Origin of the sequence: Cupriavidus sp. 30B13 (genome assembly GCF_049059565.2) — a bacterium.
Classification (GTDB): Bacteria; Pseudomonadota; Gammaproteobacteria; order Burkholderiales; family Burkholderiaceae; genus Cupriavidus.
Genome location: NZ_CP188223.1, coordinates 441,268 through 458,808, shown reverse-complemented (window position 1 = coordinate 458,808; position 17,541 = coordinate 441,268). Strand labels below are relative to the sequence as shown.

At 70.2% G+C, this 17,541-nt stretch carries 20 protein-coding genes; 9 read left to right on the top strand and 11 right to left on the bottom strand.

Annotation, left to right across the window (positions count from 1 at the left end):
- Positions 1–154: 154 nt before the first annotated feature.
- The 6 genes from urtB (at position 155) to ACKI2N_RS02125 (ending at position 5,484) form a co-directional block, all read left to right on the top strand.
- The gene (gene urtB / locus ACKI2N_RS02150; protein ID WP_420996162.1) at positions 155–1,069 is read left to right on the top strand and encodes an urea ABC transporter permease subunit UrtB; all 915 of its coding nucleotides are present in this window, start codon (positions 155–157) and stop codon (positions 1,067–1,069) included.
- A gap of 51 nt (positions 1,070–1,120) precedes the next feature.
- A complete protein-coding gene (gene urtC, locus ACKI2N_RS02145; RefSeq protein WP_420996161.1) occupies positions 1,121–2,326 on the top strand; it encodes an urea ABC transporter permease subunit UrtC in 1,206 nt (401 codons plus the stop codon).
- 16 nt (positions 2,327–2,342) lie between these two features.
- Positions 2,343–3,086: an urea ABC transporter ATP-binding protein UrtD gene (gene urtD, locus ACKI2N_RS02140; RefSeq protein WP_020204904.1), complete on the top strand. Its 744-nt coding sequence runs from the start codon at positions 2,343–2,345 to the stop codon at positions 3,084–3,086.
- 29 nt (positions 3,087–3,115) lie between these two features.
- On the top strand, positions 3,116–3,805 hold the full coding sequence (gene urtE, locus ACKI2N_RS02135; RefSeq protein ID WP_420996160.1) for an urea ABC transporter ATP-binding subunit UrtE: 690 nt from the start codon (positions 3,116–3,118) through the stop codon (positions 3,803–3,805).
- A gap of 37 nt (positions 3,806–3,842) precedes the next feature.
- Entirely contained in the window at positions 3,843–5,072 is a 1,230-nt protein-coding gene (gene fmdA / locus ACKI2N_RS02130; RefSeq protein WP_420996159.1) for a formamidase, read from the top strand.
- A 79-nt stretch (positions 5,073–5,151) separates the two neighbouring features.
- Entirely contained in the window at positions 5,152–5,484 is a 333-nt protein-coding gene (locus tag ACKI2N_RS02125; protein ID WP_420996158.1) for a zinc ribbon domain-containing protein, read from the top strand.
- A 12-nt stretch (positions 5,485–5,496) separates the two neighbouring features.
- Here ACKI2N_RS02125 and ACKI2N_RS02120 read toward each other — a convergent pair whose 3' ends face one another.
- From ACKI2N_RS02120 to ACKI2N_RS02100, 5 genes are all read right to left on the bottom strand, one after another.
- Positions 5,497–5,886: a type II toxin-antitoxin system VapC family toxin gene (locus tag ACKI2N_RS02120; RefSeq protein ID WP_420996157.1), complete on the bottom strand. Its 390-nt coding sequence runs from the start codon at positions 5,884–5,886 to the stop codon at positions 5,497–5,499.
- A complete protein-coding gene (locus ACKI2N_RS02115) occupies positions 5,883–6,125 on the bottom strand; it encodes a type II toxin-antitoxin system Phd/YefM family antitoxin (protein ID WP_420996156.1) in 243 nt (80 codons plus the stop codon). Before ACKI2N_RS02115 ends, ACKI2N_RS02120 begins: the two co-directional genes overlap by 4 nt.
- 85 nt (positions 6,126–6,210) lie before the next feature.
- A complete protein-coding gene (locus tag ACKI2N_RS02110) occupies positions 6,211–6,846 on the bottom strand; it encodes a flavin reductase family protein (RefSeq protein ID WP_420996155.1) in 636 nt (211 codons plus the stop codon).
- 2 nt (positions 6,847–6,848) lie between these two features.
- Positions 6,849–7,661 carry a GntR family transcriptional regulator gene (locus tag ACKI2N_RS02105; RefSeq protein ID WP_420996154.1) on the bottom strand — a complete coding sequence of 271 codons (813 nt, stop codon included), beginning with the start codon at positions 7,659–7,661 and terminating at the stop codon, positions 6,849–6,851.
- A gap of 4 nt (positions 7,662–7,665) precedes the next feature.
- A complete protein-coding gene (locus ACKI2N_RS02100) occupies positions 7,666–8,646 on the bottom strand; it encodes a polysaccharide deacetylase family protein (protein ID WP_420996153.1) in 981 nt (326 codons plus the stop codon).
- A gap of 294 nt (positions 8,647–8,940) precedes the next feature.
- On the opposite strand from ACKI2N_RS02100, the gene ACKI2N_RS02095 reads away from it, so the two are divergent.
- From ACKI2N_RS02095 to ACKI2N_RS02085, 3 genes are all read left to right on the top strand, one after another.
- Positions 8,941–10,116, top strand: coding sequence for an ABC transporter substrate-binding protein (locus ACKI2N_RS02095; RefSeq protein WP_420996152.1), 1,176 nt, complete (start codon positions 8,941–8,943; stop codon positions 10,114–10,116).
- A gap of 71 nt (positions 10,117–10,187) precedes the next feature.
- Positions 10,188–11,066, top strand: coding sequence for a branched-chain amino acid ABC transporter permease (locus ACKI2N_RS02090; RefSeq protein WP_420996151.1), 879 nt, complete (start codon positions 10,188–10,190; stop codon positions 11,064–11,066).
- Entirely contained in the window at positions 11,063–13,651 is a 2,589-nt protein-coding gene (locus tag ACKI2N_RS02085) for an ATP-binding cassette domain-containing protein (RefSeq protein ID WP_426990321.1), read from the top strand. Before ACKI2N_RS02090 ends, ACKI2N_RS02085 begins: the two co-directional genes overlap by 4 nt.
- Here the strand turns inward: ACKI2N_RS02085 and ACKI2N_RS02080 are convergent.
- The 6 genes from ACKI2N_RS02080 to ACKI2N_RS02055 form a co-directional block, all read right to left on the bottom strand.
- Positions 13,645–14,793: a bifunctional nicotinamide-nucleotide adenylyltransferase/Nudix hydroxylase gene (locus tag ACKI2N_RS02080; RefSeq protein WP_420994130.1), complete on the bottom strand. Its 1,149-nt coding sequence runs from the start codon at positions 14,791–14,793 to the stop codon at positions 13,645–13,647. The genes ACKI2N_RS02085 and ACKI2N_RS02080 overlap by 7 nt on opposite strands.
- A gap of 37 nt (positions 14,794–14,830) precedes the next feature.
- Entirely contained in the window at positions 14,831–15,274 is a 444-nt protein-coding gene (locus ACKI2N_RS02075) for a GNAT family N-acetyltransferase (RefSeq protein ID WP_420994129.1), read from the bottom strand.
- A 554-nt stretch (positions 15,275–15,828) separates the two neighbouring features.
- A complete protein-coding gene (locus tag ACKI2N_RS02070) occupies positions 15,829–16,119 on the bottom strand; it encodes a hypothetical protein (protein WP_420994128.1) in 291 nt (96 codons plus the stop codon).
- Positions 16,116–16,517: a hypothetical protein gene (locus ACKI2N_RS02065; RefSeq protein WP_420994127.1), complete on the bottom strand. Its 402-nt coding sequence runs from the start codon at positions 16,515–16,517 to the stop codon at positions 16,116–16,118. Before ACKI2N_RS02065 ends, ACKI2N_RS02070 begins: the two co-directional genes overlap by 4 nt.
- Entirely contained in the window at positions 16,514–17,227 is a 714-nt protein-coding gene (locus ACKI2N_RS02060) for a hypothetical protein (RefSeq protein WP_420994126.1), read from the bottom strand. The genes ACKI2N_RS02065 and ACKI2N_RS02060 overlap by 4 nt, the downstream gene beginning before the upstream one ends.
- Positions 17,203–17,538, bottom strand: coding sequence for an oligosaccharide flippase family protein (locus ACKI2N_RS02055; RefSeq protein WP_420994125.1), 336 nt, complete (start codon positions 17,536–17,538; stop codon positions 17,203–17,205). Before ACKI2N_RS02055 ends, ACKI2N_RS02060 begins: the two co-directional genes overlap by 25 nt.
- Between the last annotated feature and the right edge of the window lie 3 nt (positions 17,539–17,541).

Genomic DNA, 17,541 nt, shown 5'->3' with positions numbered 1-17,541 from the left:
CAGCGGGAGAGGGGCCGGGGGAGAGGGCGGGGGTTGGCCAATGCTGCCGTGCCGGACAAGACCATCGGCTTCGCTTGTCCGGCGCCAAAAAACCGATAGCCGACGCCGTCGTCCGGCGTCTTCGATGCACCTTTCTTTCCTTGGCGAGCGCGACATGAATCTAACCGACATGCTGAACATCGGCCTGATGCAGGGCTTTGCCGGCCTGAGCCTGTTCTCGGTGCTGCTGCTGATGGCGCTGGGCCTGGCCATCATCTTCGGCCAGATGGGCGTGATCAACATGGCCCACGGCGAGTTCATGACGATCGGCGCCTACACCATCTTCCTGGCCTCCACGCTGACCGAGCGCCTGGCGCCGTCGTGGATGCCGTTCTATTTCCCGCTGGCGATCGGCGCGGCCTTCGTGCTGGCGTTCTGCGCGGGCTGGCTGGCCGAGTGGGCGCTGATCCGCCACCTGTACCGCCGCCCGCTCGACACGCTGCTGGCGACCTGGGGCCTGTCGCTGGGCATGCAGCAGACGTTCCGCTCCACCTTCGGCCCCAAAGAGGTCAGCCCCACGCTGCCGGAGTGGCTGATGGGCTCGTGGGCGCCGGCCGCGGGCCTCGACATTCCCATCAACGGCCTGTTCGTGATGGCGCTCACGCTGTTCGTCACCGGCATGGTGTGGCTGGCGCTGTACCGCTCGCGCTGGGGGCTGCGCGTGCGCGCCACCACGCTCAACCGCGCCATGGCCAATGCCGCCGGCATCAACACGCGCCGCACCGACCGCCTCACCTTCGCCATCGGCTGCGGCATCGCCGGCGTGGCCGGCGCGGCCTTCACCACGATCGGCTCGACCGGCCCCACCAGCGGCTCGCTGTACATCGTCGACTCGTTCCTGGTGGTGACCTTCGGCGGCGCGGCGAGCCTGCTCGGCACCGTGGCCTCGGCCTTCGGCATCGCGCAGGCGCAGTCGATCAGCGAGTTCTTCCTGACCGGCTCGATGGCGCGCGTGCTCACGCTGCTGCTGATCGTGACCATCCTGATGATCCGCCCGCAAGGCCTGTTCGCGCCGGCGGTGCGGCGCTGAAGCCGCCATCGCCATCCATTGAACCGAACGGCACCGCCCCAGGAGCTCGTGATGTCCCCTTCCGCTTCTTCCACTTCTTCCGCTTCTTCCTCTTCCGCCGCGCCGGCGCCGCGCCGCCCGCCCCTGCCGCTGCGCCTGCTGCGCAGCGAACTCTCCGGCTACCTGCTGCTGGCCGTGGTGCTGGTGGTGGTCATGCCGCTGGCGCTCGACGTGTTCCGCCTCAACCTGGTCGGCAAGTACCTCAGCTACGCCTTCGTCGCCGTCGGGCTGGTCATGCTGTGGGGCTACGGCGGCGTGCTCAGCCTCGGCCAGGGCGTATTCTTCGGCCTCGGCGGCTACGCCATGGCGATGTTCCTCAAGCTCGAGGCTTCCGACCCCAAGAGCACCGCGATCCAGTCCACCCCCGGCATCCCCGACTTCATGGACTGGAACCAGCTCACCGCGCTGCCGTGGTGGTGGGAGCCGTTCCGCCACCTGCCGTTCGCGCTGGCCGGCGTGATCGCGGTGCCGGTGGCGCTGGCCTTCGTGGTGAGCTTCGCCATGTTCCGCCGGCGCGTGGGCGGGGTCTACTTCGCCATCATCACGCAGGCCGTGGCGCTGATCCTGTCGGTGCTGATCATCGGCCAGCAGGGCTACACCGGCGGCGTCAACGGCATCACCGACCTCAAGACCATGCTGGGCTGGGACATCCGCAGCGACAGCGCCAAGGTGATCCTGTACTTCGCCAACGTGGCGCTGCTGTTCGGCGCCATCGCGCTGTGCCGCTGGATCCAGCGCAGCAAGCTCGGCGTGCTGCTGCTGGCCATGCGCGACAAGGAAGACCGGGTGCGCTTCTCCGGCTACGACGTGGCGATGTTCAAGGTCTTCGTGTTCTGCCTGGCCGCGGCGCTGTCGGCCGTGGGCGGCGCGCTGTTCACGCTGCAGGTGGGCTTCATGTCGCCGTCGTTCGTCGGCATCGTGCCGTCCATCGAGATGGTGATCTTCGCCGCGGTGGGCGGGCGCATGAGCCTGGTGGGCGCGGTGTGGGGCACGCTGCTGGTCAACTTCGGCAAGACGTACTTCTCCGAGAGCTTCCCGGACCTGTGGCTGTTCCTGATGGCGGCGCTGTTCATCGGCGTGGTGGTGGCCTTCCCCGACGGGCTGGCCGGCCTCTACCGCAAGTACATGGCGCGCCGCGACCACGCCGCCACGCCGGCCACACCGGCCGCCGCCGGCGATGCCGGGACCACCGAAGCCGGCGCGCAGCAGCGCGCCTGAACGCGAGGAAGACGCCATGAGCAATACCGATTTCATGCTGGCGGTGGAGGACCTGACGGTCTCCTTCGACGGCTTTCGCGCCATCGACAACCTCACGCTCTACGTGGACCGCGACGAGCTGCGCGTGATCATCGGCCCCAATGGCGCCGGCAAGACCACGCTGCTCGACCTGATCTGCGGCAAGACGCGCGCCACCGGCGGCAGCATCAAGTTCGCCAACCGCGAGATGACCGGGCTGGCCGAGTACCGCATCGTGCGCGCGGGCGTGGGCCGCAAGTTCCAGACGCCGTCCATCTACGAGAACCTCAGCGTGTTCCAGAACCTCGCGGTGTCGTTTCCGCGCGGGCGCGGCGTGTTCGGCGCGCTGATGTTCCGCACCACGCCGGAGGTGCGCCAGCGCGTGGCCGACGTGGCCGCCGAGATCGGCCTGGGCGACGCGCTCGGGCGCGAGGCCGCGCAACTCTCGCACGGACAGAAGCAGTGGCTGGAGATCGGCATGCTGCTGATGCAGGAGCCGCAGCTGCTGATGCTCGACGAGCCCATCGCCGGCATGAGCGTGCGCGAGCGCGAGCAGACCGCCGAGCTGCTCAAGCGCATCAGCCGCGGGCGCGCGGTGATCGTGATCGAGCACGACATGGATTTCGTCAAGCGCATCGCCGACAAGGTCACCGTGATGCACCAGGGCAAGATCCTCGCGGAAGGCTCGATGGAGCAGGTGCAGAACGATCCGCGCGTGATCGACGTCTATCTCGGCCACTGATGCTGGCCACTTTACCGGAGGAAACCAGCATGCTCACAGTCGACAACGTGGTCGTGAACTACGGCCAGAGCGAGGCGCTGCACGGCGTGTCGTTCGCCGCCGCGCAGGGCGAGACGGTGGCCATCATGGGCCGCAACGGCATGGGAAAGACCACGCTGTTCAAGGCCATGATCGGCATGCTGCCGGTGCGCTCGGGACAGGTCTGCGTGGACGGCCGCGACGTGGCCAGCGACGAGAGCTACCGCCGCGTGCGCGCGGGGCTGGCCTACGTGCCGCAGGGGCGCATGATCTTCTCGCACCTGAGCGTGGAGGAGAACATCCTCACCGGCATGGAGCAGGGCAAGACGCGCCGCATCCCCGAGGAGATCTTCGCCATGTTCCCGGTACTGTTCGACATGCGCCGGCGCAAGGGCGGCAACCTGTCCGGCGGCCAGCAGCAGCAACTGGCCATCGCGCGCGCGCTGGTGGCCAATCCCAAGGTGCTGCTGCTCGACGAGCCCACCGAGGGCATCCAGCCCTCCATCATCAAGGACATCGCGCGCGCGCTGCTGGAGATCCGCCGCACGCGCGACATCACCATCGTCTTCTCCGAGCAGGTGCTCAGCTTCGCGCTCGACGTGGCCGACCGCCTGCTGGTGATCGAAGGCGGGCGCTTCGTGCACGAGACCCAGCGCGACAGCACCGACGTCGAGCACATCCGGCAACTGCTGTCTGTATAGACCCCACCCCAACCCACGCCAACACTGGAGGCATGTCATGACGGACACCCTGATCAAGGTCGACCTGGCCCAATCCCCGTACGAGAATCCCGACGTCCACAACCGCTGGCACCCGGACATCCCGATGGCCTGCTGGGTCAAGCCCGGCGACGACTTCATCCTGGAGACCTACGACTGGACCGGCGGCTTCATCAAGAACAACGACTCGGCCGACGACGTGCGCGACATCGACCTGTCGATCGTGCACTTCCTGTCCGGCCCGGTCGGCGTGGAAGGCGCCGAGCCCGGCGACCTGCTGGTGGTGGATCTGCTCGACATCGGCGCCAAGGCCGACAGCCAGTGGGGCTTCAACGGCTTCTTCTCCAAGCAGAACGGCGGCGGCTTCCTGACCGACCATTTCCCGCTGGCGCAGAAATCGATCTGGGATTTCCACGGCCTCTACACCTCGTCGCGCCACATTCCCGGCGTCAACTTCGCCGGGCTGATCCACCCGGGGCTGATCGGCTGCCTGCCCGACAAGTCCATGCTGGAGACCTGGAACAAGCGCGAGCTGGACTTCATCGCCACCGAGCCGGACCGCGTGCCGCCGCTGGCCAACCCGCCGTTCGCGGCCACCGCGCACATGGGCCGCCTGCAGGGCGACGCGCGCGACCAGGCCGCCGCGCACGGCGCGCGCACGGTGCCGCCGCGCGAGCACGGCGGCAACTGCGACATCAAGGACCTGTCGCGCGGCGCCAAGGTGTACTTCCCGGTCTACGTGGACGGCGCCGGCCTGTCGGTGGGCGACCTGCACTTCTCGCAGGGCGACGGCGAAATCACCTTCTGCGGCGCCATCGAGATGGCGGGCTGGGTGCACATGCGCGTGTCGCTGATCAAGGGCGGCATGGCCAAGTACGGCATCAAGAACCCCATCTTCAAGCCCAGCCCGATCACGCCGCACTACAACGACTACCTGATCTTCGAAGGCATCTCGGTGGACGAGGCCGGCCAGCAGCATTACCTGGACGTGCACGTGGCCTACCGCCAGGCCTGCCTCAACGCCATCGAGTACATGACCAAGTTCGGCTACTCTCCGGCGCAGGCCTATTCCATCCTCGGCACGGCGCCGGTGCAGGGGCACATCAGCGGCGTGGTGGACATTCCCAACGCCTGCGCGACGCTGTGGCTGCCCACGCAGATCTTCGACTTCGACATCCGCCCGAGCGCGGACGGCCCCGTCAAGCACATCAAGGGCGACGTGGACCTGCCGATCTCGCAGGACGTTTGAACAGGCCAGCACCGCGTGCGCGGGCCGCGCGCGACGGCGCGTGCGGCCCGCGCATGCAACCCGGACAGGAGACCACCCGATGCCCACCTACGACTACCGCTGCCGCGACTGCGGCGACTTCGCCGCGCTGCGGCCGATGTCGCGCCGCGACGAACCCTGCGCCTGCCCGTCCTGCGGCAGCTTCGCCGAACGCGCGCTGGTCGCCGCGCCGTCGCTGGCCGGCATGCCGGCCGCGTCGCGCCGCGCGCACGCCATCAACGAACGCAGCGCGCACGCGCCCAAGGAATCGGGGCGCGGGCACGGCGCGGGCTGCGGGTGCTGCGCGGGCGGCGGCAAGGTGAAGCTGGCCGGCGCCCCGGCGGGCGCGCCCAAGGGCAACCCGAACGGGCGGCCCTGGATGATCAGCCATTAGGCGGGAGGCACGCTAGCGCACGAGGCGCACGGGACCGGGATACTGGCCGACGGTCGCATCCGCCGTCAGCAAGGTGATGCCTTCGACGGTGGCCTGCGCCACCAGCAGCCGGTCGAACGGGTCCTTGTGAATGGGAGGCAGGCTCTCGATGGCCACGGCGTGCTCGCTGCCGATCGGCAGCTCGTTGTACTCGTTGTCGAGCAGCGCGCGCCGCAGCACGCGCGCATCGACCTGGAAGTCGGCGCGTCCCAGGCCGCGCTTGATGGCAATTTCCCAGATGCTGGCGGCGCTGAAGAAGAGTTCCGTCTCCTCCGCCTCGATGAGGGCTCGCGCATCCGCCGGCAGGCGCAGCGGCGTAGCCGCCGCCCACAGCAGCAAGTGCGTGTCGAGCAAGATCTTCATGCGTCCCCGCCGAAGAGCTGCTCGATTTCCTTGGCTCCCATCCGGTCGAAATCGTCGGGAACGGAGATTTCGCCCACAAGGAAGCCAAGCCGCTTTGCCTTTCCGGTACTCGCCGAAAGCGGGACGACCTTGACCAGCGGCTTGCCGGCCTTGGCGATGACGAATGGCTCGCCATTGGCCGCCTGCTCGACGAGCCGGGAAAGATGTGTCTTCGCCTCGTGGATATTGATGGTTTGCATGGTACGCCCAGATAAACTAAGTTCGGTTAGTCTAGTCTATGCGTTCACGCATGGCAAGCACGGACTGGGCGTCCCCGGCGCACCTTCACATCTCGTCCACCGCCGTACTCGCCGTAGCCACCCCCGCCTCCGCCTCCAGCGAGAACCGGTCGCGCGTGGTCACGTAGAAGCTCGCGCCGAAGCGGCCCACCGGGAAGTAGTCCTGCAGGCGCACGCGCCAGGTCTCGGTGTCGATCAGGCCGTCGCGCGCGTGCAGGCGCAGCACGCGGCCGATGAAGATCTGGCGGCTGGCGGTTTCCAGCGTTTCCCACAGCGTGCATTCGAACGCCACCGGCGCCTCGGCGATGCGCGGCGGCGCGACCGCGCTGGAGGGCAGCGGCGTGAGGCCCACGCGCGCCAGCTCGCTCTGGTCGGGCGGCAGGCGCTCGCCGCAGTCGTGCATCTTCCGCGCCATCGCTTCGTCGCTCAGGTGCACCACGAACTCATGGCTGCGCGCGATGTTGACGGCGGTGTCCTTGAGCGCGCCGTCCTGCATCCGGTTGACGCTGATCATCACGATGGGCGGCTCCTCGCCCAGCATGTTGAACATGGAGAACGGCGCGGCATTGACGGTGCCGTCGGCGGCCAGCGTGGTCACCAGCGCGATCGGGCGCGGCACGATCAGGCTCGCCATGAGCTTGTAGCGCTGGTATTCGGTGATGGCTTCGAAGTCGACTTCCATGCTTACTCCTTGCTCAGGCCGAGCAGTTGCGCCAGGCTTTTCTCGCCCTGCATGCGCGAGGTCTCGATGCGCTGCTCCAGCTCGCGCAGGTGGGCTTCCATGCGTTGCACCGCGCCGGCGGCGTCGCGGCGCTCGATGCAGTCGACGATGGCGGCGTGCTCGTCGTGCTCGCACGGCGCGTGGCCGGGCGGCTCGTACAGGCCCACGATCAGCGAGCAGCGCGACACCAGCTCGGTCAGGTAGCGCTGCAGCACCGGGTTGCGCGCCAGCGCCGCGATGCGCAGGTGGAAGCCGCTGGCCAGCCGCGCCCACGAGGGCTGGTCGAAGCGGTGCATGGCTTCGTGCTCGGCGGCGAGCTGCTCGCGCAGCGCGCGCAGGTCGGCCTCGGTGACGCGCTGCACCGCCAGCTCCACCAACACGCGCTCCATGGCGCGGCGCGCTTCGAAGATCTGGCTGGTCTCGGCCGGCGTGGGCTCGGCGATGACCGCGCCCTTGTTGGGGCGCAGCTCGACGATGCCGTCGTGCGCGAGCTTTTCCAGCACGCGCCGCACCACCGCGCGGCCGACGCCGAACAACTGGCACAGCTCGGGCTCGGGCAGCTTGGTGCCGGGCGTGAGGCGGTGATTGAGCACGCCGTCGAAGATGGAACGGTAGATGCGGGTGTCGGCATCGGCCGGGGCTTCGCCGGCGAGGTCGGCCGGCGAGGCGTCCGCGGGCGGGGCGGCCCGCTGCGGCGCGGCTTTCGGTCTGGCGGGGCGGGGCGAGGCGGGGCGGGGCATGACGTCGGCCATGGTCAAGGTAGCGTTCGGGCGCATGATGTTAGCGCGAAGCGGCGACCGGCGGCGGCGCCACCTGTTCGAGGTGGTCGCAGATCGCGCCGGGCGTGGCAAGCCACACGCCACCCTGCTGGGCGCGCGCCGCGATGTGCGCCAGCGCGCGGCGCAGGTGGCGCAGCCGGTAGGGCTGGCCGACCAGGTAGGGATGCAGCGCGATGCCCATCACCAGCGGCTGCGGGTGCCGCGGGTGGTCCGCCTGCGCCAGCATCTCGTCGAACTGGTCGATGATCATGTCGGCGAAGGCGCTGCCGTCCATCTGGCGGCCCACGATCATGGGAATGTCGTTGAGCTCCTGCGGATAGGGAATTGCCCACAGCGGGCCGCCGCGCGTGTCCATGCGCACCGGGCGGTCGTCGTGGCACCAGTTGAGCGTATAGCGGTAGCCGGTCTCGGCCAGCAGGTCGGGGGTGCGCGCGGTCTCGGCGATCCACGGCGACAGCCAGCCCGACGGCGCCTTGCCCGCATGCGCGGCGATGCGCGCGCGGCAATGCTGCAGCAGCGCGCGCTCGCCGGCTTCGTCCAGCTCGCTCTGGCGGCGCGCGTTGGTGTGGCCGTGGCCGATCAGCTCGTCGCCGCGCGCGAGGAAGGCGTCCACCACTTGCGGGCAATGGTCGTAGAGCGCGGTATTGACGATCACGCCGGCCGGCAGCGCGAGCTCGTCGAACAGCTCCAGGCAGCGCCACGCGCCCACGCGGTTGCCGTACTCGCGCCAGCTGTAGTTGAGCACGTCCGGCTGCGGCGAGACCGGGCCGAGGTTGGCGCCGAGTCCCTCGCCGAAGGCGAAGTGCTCGATGTTGAAGCCGAGGTAGACCGCCAGCCGCGCGCCGCCGGGCCAGCGGTAGCTGTCCGTGTCGGTGATGGGCCGGTACGGAAAGCGGCCGTGCGTGCGCAGCGGTCCGAAATCGGAGTCAAGGCCGGCGCCGGCCAGCACCTGGGCTGCCGGGGGAATCGGGTTTTGCGTCATGGTCCGGATGTCTCGCGTCATGCCCCGCCCTGGCGCCGCTTCGGTGCGGCCCCGCCACCGCTCGGGGCATCGGGCACCGACATCGTGCAGGGATGGGCTGCGTTGATCGTATGCAACTTCTTGGCAGGATCGTTCGCAAAAAGCAGGCCATATCGTCTACGTATCGAATTCCCGGTCGTCGCGGTATTTCGCCATGTTTTGCAGACGGATGGCATGCGTCTTGCGAGCGGCAAGGCCCGTAGCCCATTCCCATCCCTGCCTGCCCCTGCTTTTGCCCTTTTCCGGAGAACTGCCATGACCCCCGTCTCTCGCCGCGCCGTGCTGGCCGCCATCGCCGCCGCCTGCGCCCTGCCCGCCTTGCCCGCGCTCGCCGCCGACACCATCAAGATCGGGCTGGTCACGGCCCTGTCCGGCCAGTCGGCGCGCGCCGGCGAGGCGCTCACGCGCGGCATGACCGTCGCCATCGACGAGATCAACGCCAGGGGCGGCCTGCTGGGCGGGCGCAAGCTGGAGCTGGTGCGGCGCGACGACGAAGGCAACCCCGCCAAGGGCGTGCTGGCCGCGCGCGAGCTGATCTACAAGGAGAAGGTGGCGGTGCTGTTCGGCGGGCTGGACACGCCGGTGTCGATGGCCATCGTGCCGATCGCCAACCAGGAGAAGGTGCCGTTCATGGGACCGTGGGCGGCCGGCACGCCGATCACGCGCAACGGCGCCAACCCCAACTATGCGTTCCGCGTCTCGGCGGTGGACGAAGTGGTGGACAAGGCCATGCTGCAGTACGCGCAGAAGAGCTTCAACGCCGGCAAGCCCGGCCTGATCCTGGTCAACAACCCGTGGGGCGAATCGAACGAGAAGGGCATCGTCGCGGCGCTCGCGGCCAAGGGCCTGAAGCCGGCCGGCATCGAGAAATTCGAGGCCAACGACGTGGACGTGGTGCCGCAGCTCGGCCGCCTCAAGGCCGCCGGCGCCGACGTGCTGTTCATGGTCGGCAACGTGGGCCCGTCGGCGCAGGTGGTGAAATCGCTCGACCGCATGGGCTGGAAGGTGCCGGTGGTATCGCACTGGGGCCCCGCTGGCGGGCGCTTCACCGAACTGGCCGGCGCCAATGCGAAGAACGTGCACTTCGTGCAGACCTACAGCTTCTTCGGCGCGCCCACGCCGGTCAGCACGCGCGTGGTGGCCGAGCTGAAGGCCAGGTACAGCGACATCAAGGGCCCGGACGACATCACGCCGGCGGTGGGCGTGGCCAACGCCTACGACGCCACCCAGCTCGCCGCGCTGGCCATCGCGCAGGCCGGCTCCACCAAGGGCGAGGCGGTGCGCGAGGGCTTCTACAAGATCGACCGCTACGAGGGCCTGATCAAGACCTACGTCAAGCCGTTCACGCCGCAGGTGCATGACGCGCTGAGCGAGAACGACTACGTGTGGGCGCAGTTCATCGACAACCGGATCGTGCCGGTGGCGAAGTAAGGCGGCGGCGGCGCGGCGTCCCGAACCGCATCCGCATGGCAAGGCAACACAAAGCACCACAAGGACTCACCATGTTATGGATCTCCGCCCTCATCAGCGGCCTCGGCCTGGGCAGCATGTACGGGCTGATGGCACTGGGCTTCCACATTACCTACGCGGTCTCGGCCACGGTCAACTTCGCGCAGGGCAGCTCGATGATGCTCGGCGCGGTGCTGACCTACACCTTCGCGCAGACGCTGGGCTGGCCGATGGCGCTGGCGGTGCTGCCGGCGCTGGCGCTGTGCGCGCTGTACGGGCTGGCGGTGGAGTTCCTGGCGGTGCGTCCGTTCGCCAGCCGCGGCTCCAATGCGTGGCTGATGGCCACGGTGGCGCTGGGCATCGTGCTCGACAACGTGGTGATGCTGACCTTCGGCACCGAGCCGCGCAGCCTGCCCTCGCCGCTGGCGGCGGCGTCGGTGCAGCTCGGCGACACCGGCGTGGGCGTCTATCCGCTGCAGTTGCTGATCCCGGTGATCGGGCTGGCGCTGGCGGGGATGCTGCATCTCGCGCTGCGCCGCTCGCGCTGGGGCGTGGCGATGCTGGCGGTGGTGCAGAACCGCGACGCCGCGCGCCTGATGGGCATCCCGATCCGGCGCCTGGTGGCGGCGTCGTTCGCGCTGTCCACGCTGCTGGCCGGCATTGCCGGCGTGCTGATCGCGCCGCTGTTCAACGTGCAGTCCGACATGGGTACCGTGTTCGGCCTCAAGGCCTTCGCGGTGGCCATCCTCGGCGGCCTGGGCAGCGCCTGGGGCGTGATGGTGGCGGGGCTGATCTTCGGCGTGGCCGAGGCGCTGGTGACGGCGTCGCTCGGCTCGGGCTACACCCAGATCATCACCTTCACGCTGGTGATCGTGCTGCTGGCCATGCGGCCTGACGGCCTGTTCGGGCGCGCGGAGGTGCGCAAGGTATGAACGATTCCACTCTCGCATCGGCGCCGCAGGCGGCTGCCGCATCCGCGGCCGACACGCCGAAAGCCCCGCTGCTGGGCCTCGGCACGCCGCTGCAGGTCGGCGCGATGGCGCTCGCGCTGGCAGCCGCCGGCGCGGCGGCGCTGCTGGTCAACGGCTATTTCGTCTTCGTCATCGCCGGCGTCGCCATGCTGGCGATCTGCGGCGTGGGCCTGAACCTGCTGCTCGGGCTGACCGGCCAGGTCTCGTTCGGCCACGTGGGCTTCTACGCCATCGGCGCGTACGCGGTGGCGGTGCTGACCGGGCAGGCCGGCTGGAGCTTCTGGGCCGCGTGGCCGGTGGGCGCGCTGCTGGCGGCGGCGACCGGCGCGCTGCTGGCGCTGCCGGCGCTGCGCGTCAAGGGGCCGGGCCTGGCCATGGTGACCATCGCCTTCGGCTTCATCGTCGAGCACGGCGCGGTGGAATGGCGGGCGCTGACCGGCGGGCAGAACGGCCTGATGGGCATCGCCCAGCCGGCGCTGCCCGGCGTGGACGGCGGCGAGCGCGCGCTGGCGCTGATCGCGCTGGTGGTGCTGGCGCTCGCGCTGGCGGCCTATGCGCGCATCTCGCGCGGCCCCTGGGGCGCGGCCATGCGCGCGGTGCGCGACAGCGAAACCGCGGCGGCCTCGGTCGGCATCGACCCGCTGGTGGTCAAGACCGTGGCGTTCGCCTTCTCGGCCGCGCTGGCGGGCCTGGCCGGCGGCCTGTTCGCGCCGCTGCAGGGCATGGTCACGCCGGGCATGTTCTCGTTCCTGCAGTCGATCCTGTTCGTGCTGGTGGTGATGATCGGCGGCGCCGGCACGGTGGCCGGGCCGGTGCTGGGCGCGGTGGTGGTGGGCGTGCTGCCCGAGCTGCTGTCGAGCCTGGAAAACCTGCGCCTGCTGTTCTTCGGCGGCCTGCTGTTGCTGGTGCTGTGGGTGGCGCCGGGCGGCATGGCCGGCCTGCTGGCGCGGCTGTGGCAACGCGCGCGCGGGCCGCGCGCGGCGCCGCGCGAGAGCGCGGCCGGCGGGCTGCCGCCGGTGCCGGCCGCGGCGCGGCGCGGGCTGGCGGCGCGCGGCCTGTCGATGGTGTTCGGCGGCGTGCGCGCGGTCGACGACCTGTCCTTCGACATGCCGGCCGGCGCGGTGACCAGCCTGATCGGCCCCAACGGCGCGGGCAAGTCGACCGTGCTCAACATGCTGTCCGGCTACTACCGGCCGCGCGCCGGCGGCCGCAGCCTGGGTGACGCCGCCCTGCCCGCGCGCGGCGCCTGCCACAGCGCGCGCAACGGCATCGCGCGCACCTACCAGACCTCGCAGCTGTTCGCCGGCATGAGCGCGGTGGACAACGTCGCCATCGCGCTGCGGCGCGGCCGCCTCGGGCCGCTGCTGGGCATCGCCGGCTTCAACGCGCCGGCGGTGCGGCGCCAGGCGCTGGAACTGCTGGCCGCGTGCGGCTACGCCGGCGACCCGGACGCCAGCGCGGCCGACCTCGCCCACGTGGACCGGCGCCTGGTGGAGATCGCCCGCGCGCTGGCCACGCGTCCCGCGGTGCTGCTGCTCGACGAGCCGGCCGCCGGCCTGTCGCGCGAGGACAAGGCGCGCCTGGGCACGCTGCTGCGCGGCATCGCCGCCAGCGGCATCGCGGTGGGGCTGGTGGAACACGACATGTCGCTGGTGATGGAGGTGTCCGACGGCATCGTGGTGATCGACGCCGGCCAGCACCTGGCGGCGGGCGCGCCGGCCGCCATCCGCGGCGACCCGCAGGTGCGGCGCGCCTACCTGGGCGAGGCCGGCGCGCTGGCCGGGCAGGACAGCACGCGAGCGCGCAAGGCGTCTTCCGAAGCGTTGCCGGAAGTGCTGGGCGTGTCCGCGCTATGCGCGGGCTACGGCGCCGCGCCGGTGCTGCACGACGTGGCGCTGCAGGTGCGCGAAGGCGAGATGGTGGCGCTGCTCGGCGCCAACGGCGCCGGCAAGTCCACGCTGATGCGCGCGCTGTCGGGCCTGCACCGGCCGGTGCAGGGCGGCATCACCTTCGACGGCACCGACCTGGCCCGGCTCGACGCCGAGCAGATCGCGGCGATGGGCGTGGTGCTGGTGCCGGAAGGCCGGCAGGTGTTCCCGGAACTGTCAGTGCTGGACAACCTGCGCCTGGGCGCGTTTCCGTCCGGCCCGCTGCCGCACATGGAGATGGTCAGGCGCGTGGAGGCCATGATGGCCCGCTTCCCGCGCCTGCGCGAGCGCCAGCACCAGCGCGCCGGCCTGCTGTCCGGCGGCGAGCAGCAGATGCTGGCGATCGCGCGCGCGCTGATGTCGCGCCCGCGCGTGCTGCTGCTGGACGAACCGTCGCTGGGCCTGGCGCCCAAGGTCATCGCCGAGCTGTTCGATTCGCTGGACCAGTTGCGCGAGGCGTCGATCAGCATCCTGCTGGTGGACCAGATGGCGGCGCTGGCGCTGGCGCTGGCCGACCGCGGCTACGTGATGGATGAAGGCCGCGTGGTGGCGAGCGGCCCGGCCGACCAGCTAGCGCGCGATCCGGCGCTGGCGCAGGCCTACCTCGGCGGTCACTGAGCAGCCGGCTCGCCGCCGGACGCTTCCGGCAGGCCGGCCCCGTCGAACAGGTGCAGGAAGTGGTCGAGGATCAGCAGGTGGTCCTCGAACATCTGCGCTTCCAGTGCCAGCAGCTCCCGCTGCGGCACCCAGCGCACCGCCGCGGCGTCGTCGGCGGCGTCCACTCCGGGCAGCGCGTCGAGCGCGAGGTCGAAGAAGAAGGCGTGGGTCAGCGTGCGCCCGCGCTGGCTGCGCTCGGGATGATCGAACAGCGCCTGGGCGCGGCACGCCTGCTGCAATGCCGCCTTGGGCAGGTTGAAGCGGGTTTCCTCGTCCAGCTCGCGCAGGACCGCGTCGGCCACGCGCTCGTGCTGGTCGAGGAAGCCGCCCGGCAGCGCCCACGCGCCGCGCCCGGGCTGCCCGCCGCGGCGGATCAGCAGCACGTGGCCGCGGCAGCGCACCACCGCGTCCACCGTGACGAAGACCGGCGGATACGGCGCGGCGGCCCAGCGGCGGCGATGCTCCTCGAGGAAGCGGTATTCCGCCAGCAGCGCGGCGAAGGCCTCGCTGCCGGCGAACTCGCGCAGGAAGGCGGCGACCGGGGCGGGCAGCACCTGTTCCACGCCATCGAGCGCGCCGGCCTGGGCGAACCACCGGCGGCGCACGTCGGCGGCGTTGAGCTGGCCGAAGCTGGGCTGCGGCACCAGCGGCCAATCCGGAAAATCGTTGAGATAACCCGAGGACGCGTCCTTGAAATGGCCGAACAGGCCGACGCGCGCATCGGCGTGCTCGCGCGAGTGCCCATCCGCCTCCGCGCCAAGCACGGCGCCCACGGCCGCGCGCACCGCGGCGGCCCAGCGCGGGCCCTGGTAATAGTCGCGCACGGCCACGAAGCGCAGGTCCGCCACGCGGCCGGCATCGCGGGCCGCCACCGCGGCTTCGATCATGCGGCGGCGCTCGGCCTCGGTAAACGGGTTCTTCACGGTGCGCACGCCGCCGGCCGAGCCGAGCACGATCACCACCGTGCGCGCCTGCGACAGCGCCTGGCGCAGCATGGCGAAGTGCCCGTCGTGGAACGGCTCGAAGCGGCCGATGTAGACCAGGTAGCCGAACGGCGCCGGCTCCGGCTGCGTGGGTGCCGCTACCGGCGTGGGCAAGGTCATCGGTGTTTCATCTCTGTGTCATCCGGCGCTGGCCGGCTTACTTCAGCTCGCAGCACATGCACAGCGGCAGCGCGCCTTCCTGCCGCTGGAACTCGCGCGAGGCGCGTACCGCCGGCGGCAGGCGGTCAGCCGAGATCAGTGAAAAGCCGTAGCGGGCGAAGTAGTTGGGACAGTTGGCGGTGAGCAGCACCGCGCGCGCGCAGCCGTTGGCGCGCGCGCGCATCAGCGCGGCCGACACCATGTGGGTGGCGATGCCGTGGTCGCGGTACGGCGCCAGCACCGCCACCGAGCGCACCACCACGGTGTCGCCGTACGCCTCGGTACCGGTGCAGCCGACCAGGATGCCGTCGAGCACGGCAACGTGGAACGACGCGAGCGACGGATCGAGGTCGTCGCAGGCGAGGCCGCAGGACTGAAGTATTTCCGCGATTGCCGGCCAGTCGGCCGGTTGTGCGGCGCGGACACGCAGATCTCTTGTCATTGCAATTATCTCCCCGTCACGCACGACGACGGAGCTTGTCATGGATGGACTGCGCTGACTTCACACTACATGATTCGGCCGCGTTGTTCCAGCCGGGAATACGGCAGGAAACCCTCTGTGCGCTTGCGCCGCGGACGGCGAACCGCATCACGCATTTGGGGGACGCGAGGGCAGACCAGGCAGGGCAAAAGAGAGACGGGAGACGCCGGGACCGCGGCGCAAAGCCGACGGGATGCGGGCGGAATGCGGGCGGGATGCCGCAACGGCCACACATGGCGCGCGGCGCGGCCGGCGTGCCTTGCGGCGCGCTCCGCGCTGCGCTGCGGCTTGCCGGGACCAGCCAGGTGCTGGAGGCGGGGGAACGGAATCGAACCGCCGTGTACGGCTTTGCAGGGCGTTAATTATTTAATTTATTCAACTGCTTACAAACAAAACCACGCCGAAAAGCCACGCACCTTCCTACGGCTCTCCCCATCCGAGGGAATGGCCGCCGAGCCGGCGCCGTTACCGCCGCGCGTCAAGGCTGGCCAGTTGCGCGGCATGCCGGCCGCTGGCTACCGGCACGCCGCGGCGGCCGCCTCGAGCAGGATCTCGTACGCTGCGCGCTGGCGCACCTCCACCAGCGCCGCCCGCCCCTTCACGTACACGTCGGCCCGCGGATCAACTTGGCCCAGCGCCCAAGCCGGCTTCTCCACCGCCTTCACCTTGCACGGCACGGCCACCGGCACCTCAACGGTCTTCGTCTGGTTGATTACCTGCGGCGGCGCACTGCCGCAGCCGGCCAGCAGCGTGCCAAGCCCCGCGAGCACCACGAAATTTCGATTTTTCGAAAACTGGAATTTCATTGCGCGGTCCTCCGTTCCTTGATCGCTTCGGTCAGCAGCTCGTCGAGCGAGCCGCATAGGTCGGCAGGTTTCGACGGCGGCCGGCGCGCCAGGTAGTCGGCCTTCTTCTCCGCCTCGGTGGCCCGCCCCTGCGCCTCGGCCAGCGCCGCGGCCGCGCTGGCGGCGCGCGTCTCTGCCGCCTGTTTCAGCGCCGCGACGGCCGCGTTGGCCGTGCCCACGTCAGCAGCGCAGCGCTCGTTCGCGTCCTGCACCCGGCCGGCAAGCTGGTTTGCCGCCTTCAACGCCTGGCCGGCGGCCTCCGCGCGCGGGGTGAAGTAAAGCCAGTTGGCCAGCACCAACGCCAGCACGCCGCCGAGCAGCGCCGCAACGCCGGCGGCGCTCCAGTTGATTGCCTTCATCGCATCGTCTCCATGTACTTGGGCATGCGCGCCTCGACGCGCGCGGGATACTTGCTGTTGATCTCGCAGAACGACTCGGCATAGCCGGCCGCTCGCTCGCGCGACTGCGGGCACTGGTGATCGAGATGACCAAACCAGGTACCCGGGTCGCACCCAGCGACCAGGCTGCAGCTACGCACGCGCTTGGCTACCGATCCCGCGCCGCCGTTGTACATAGCGGCCGCGCAGGCCTTCACCTGGCGGTTCTCGTGCATGAGCGGCTGGCACTGCCGATCGTGCATGCGCAGCTTCACCACCACCGCACGCAACTGATATTCCGGGCGCGCACAGTCAGCCCACGACCAACCAGCGAGCCCGGGATCGAGTGCCCGCATCTCGGCCAGCGCATCGAATCGGATGCGGCCGCCGGCATCGTAGGCGCGCGTGAATTGCCCGAAGCCGCAACCGTGCTCGCGCGCCGTCCGCAGCGTGGCATTGACGCGCCAAAGGCTTTCCTGCTCGATCAGCGCCGGCACCCAGGCGCGCGGCGCGACATCCGGCCAGGCCGCGGCCAGCTCGTGCTGCAGCTGGGGCAGGTAGCGCGGCGCGTCACCAGGTAGCTGCGCCGCGGCCGGCCCGGCCAGCCACAGGAGCAGGAGCGTGAGCGCCAGCAACAGGAAGACCTCGCACGCGGCGAGGCCCTCGATCAGCGCGCGCCGTAGACGATCCATAGGATCACCCCCATACGCGCCAATACGCCCATCGAGAGCACTGCGAACACGATCGCTGCACCAACGCCCGCCGTCGAGCTGGCCACGGCATCGCGCGCGATGTCCTGGAAGTCCAACCGCGGGTGGAGCGCCACGCGCATGACCAGCACGGACATCTCCACCCAGTAGACCACCGCAAGCGCCGGCAGCACGGCCGCCACCTCCGGCACGCCGGTGGCCAAGGCCAGCGGCTGGAACATGGCGAAGGCAAGCACGGTGGCCAGCGCCGACCAGAACAGGCGCCAACCCAAGCGCCGCAAAACGTTTTTCATGTG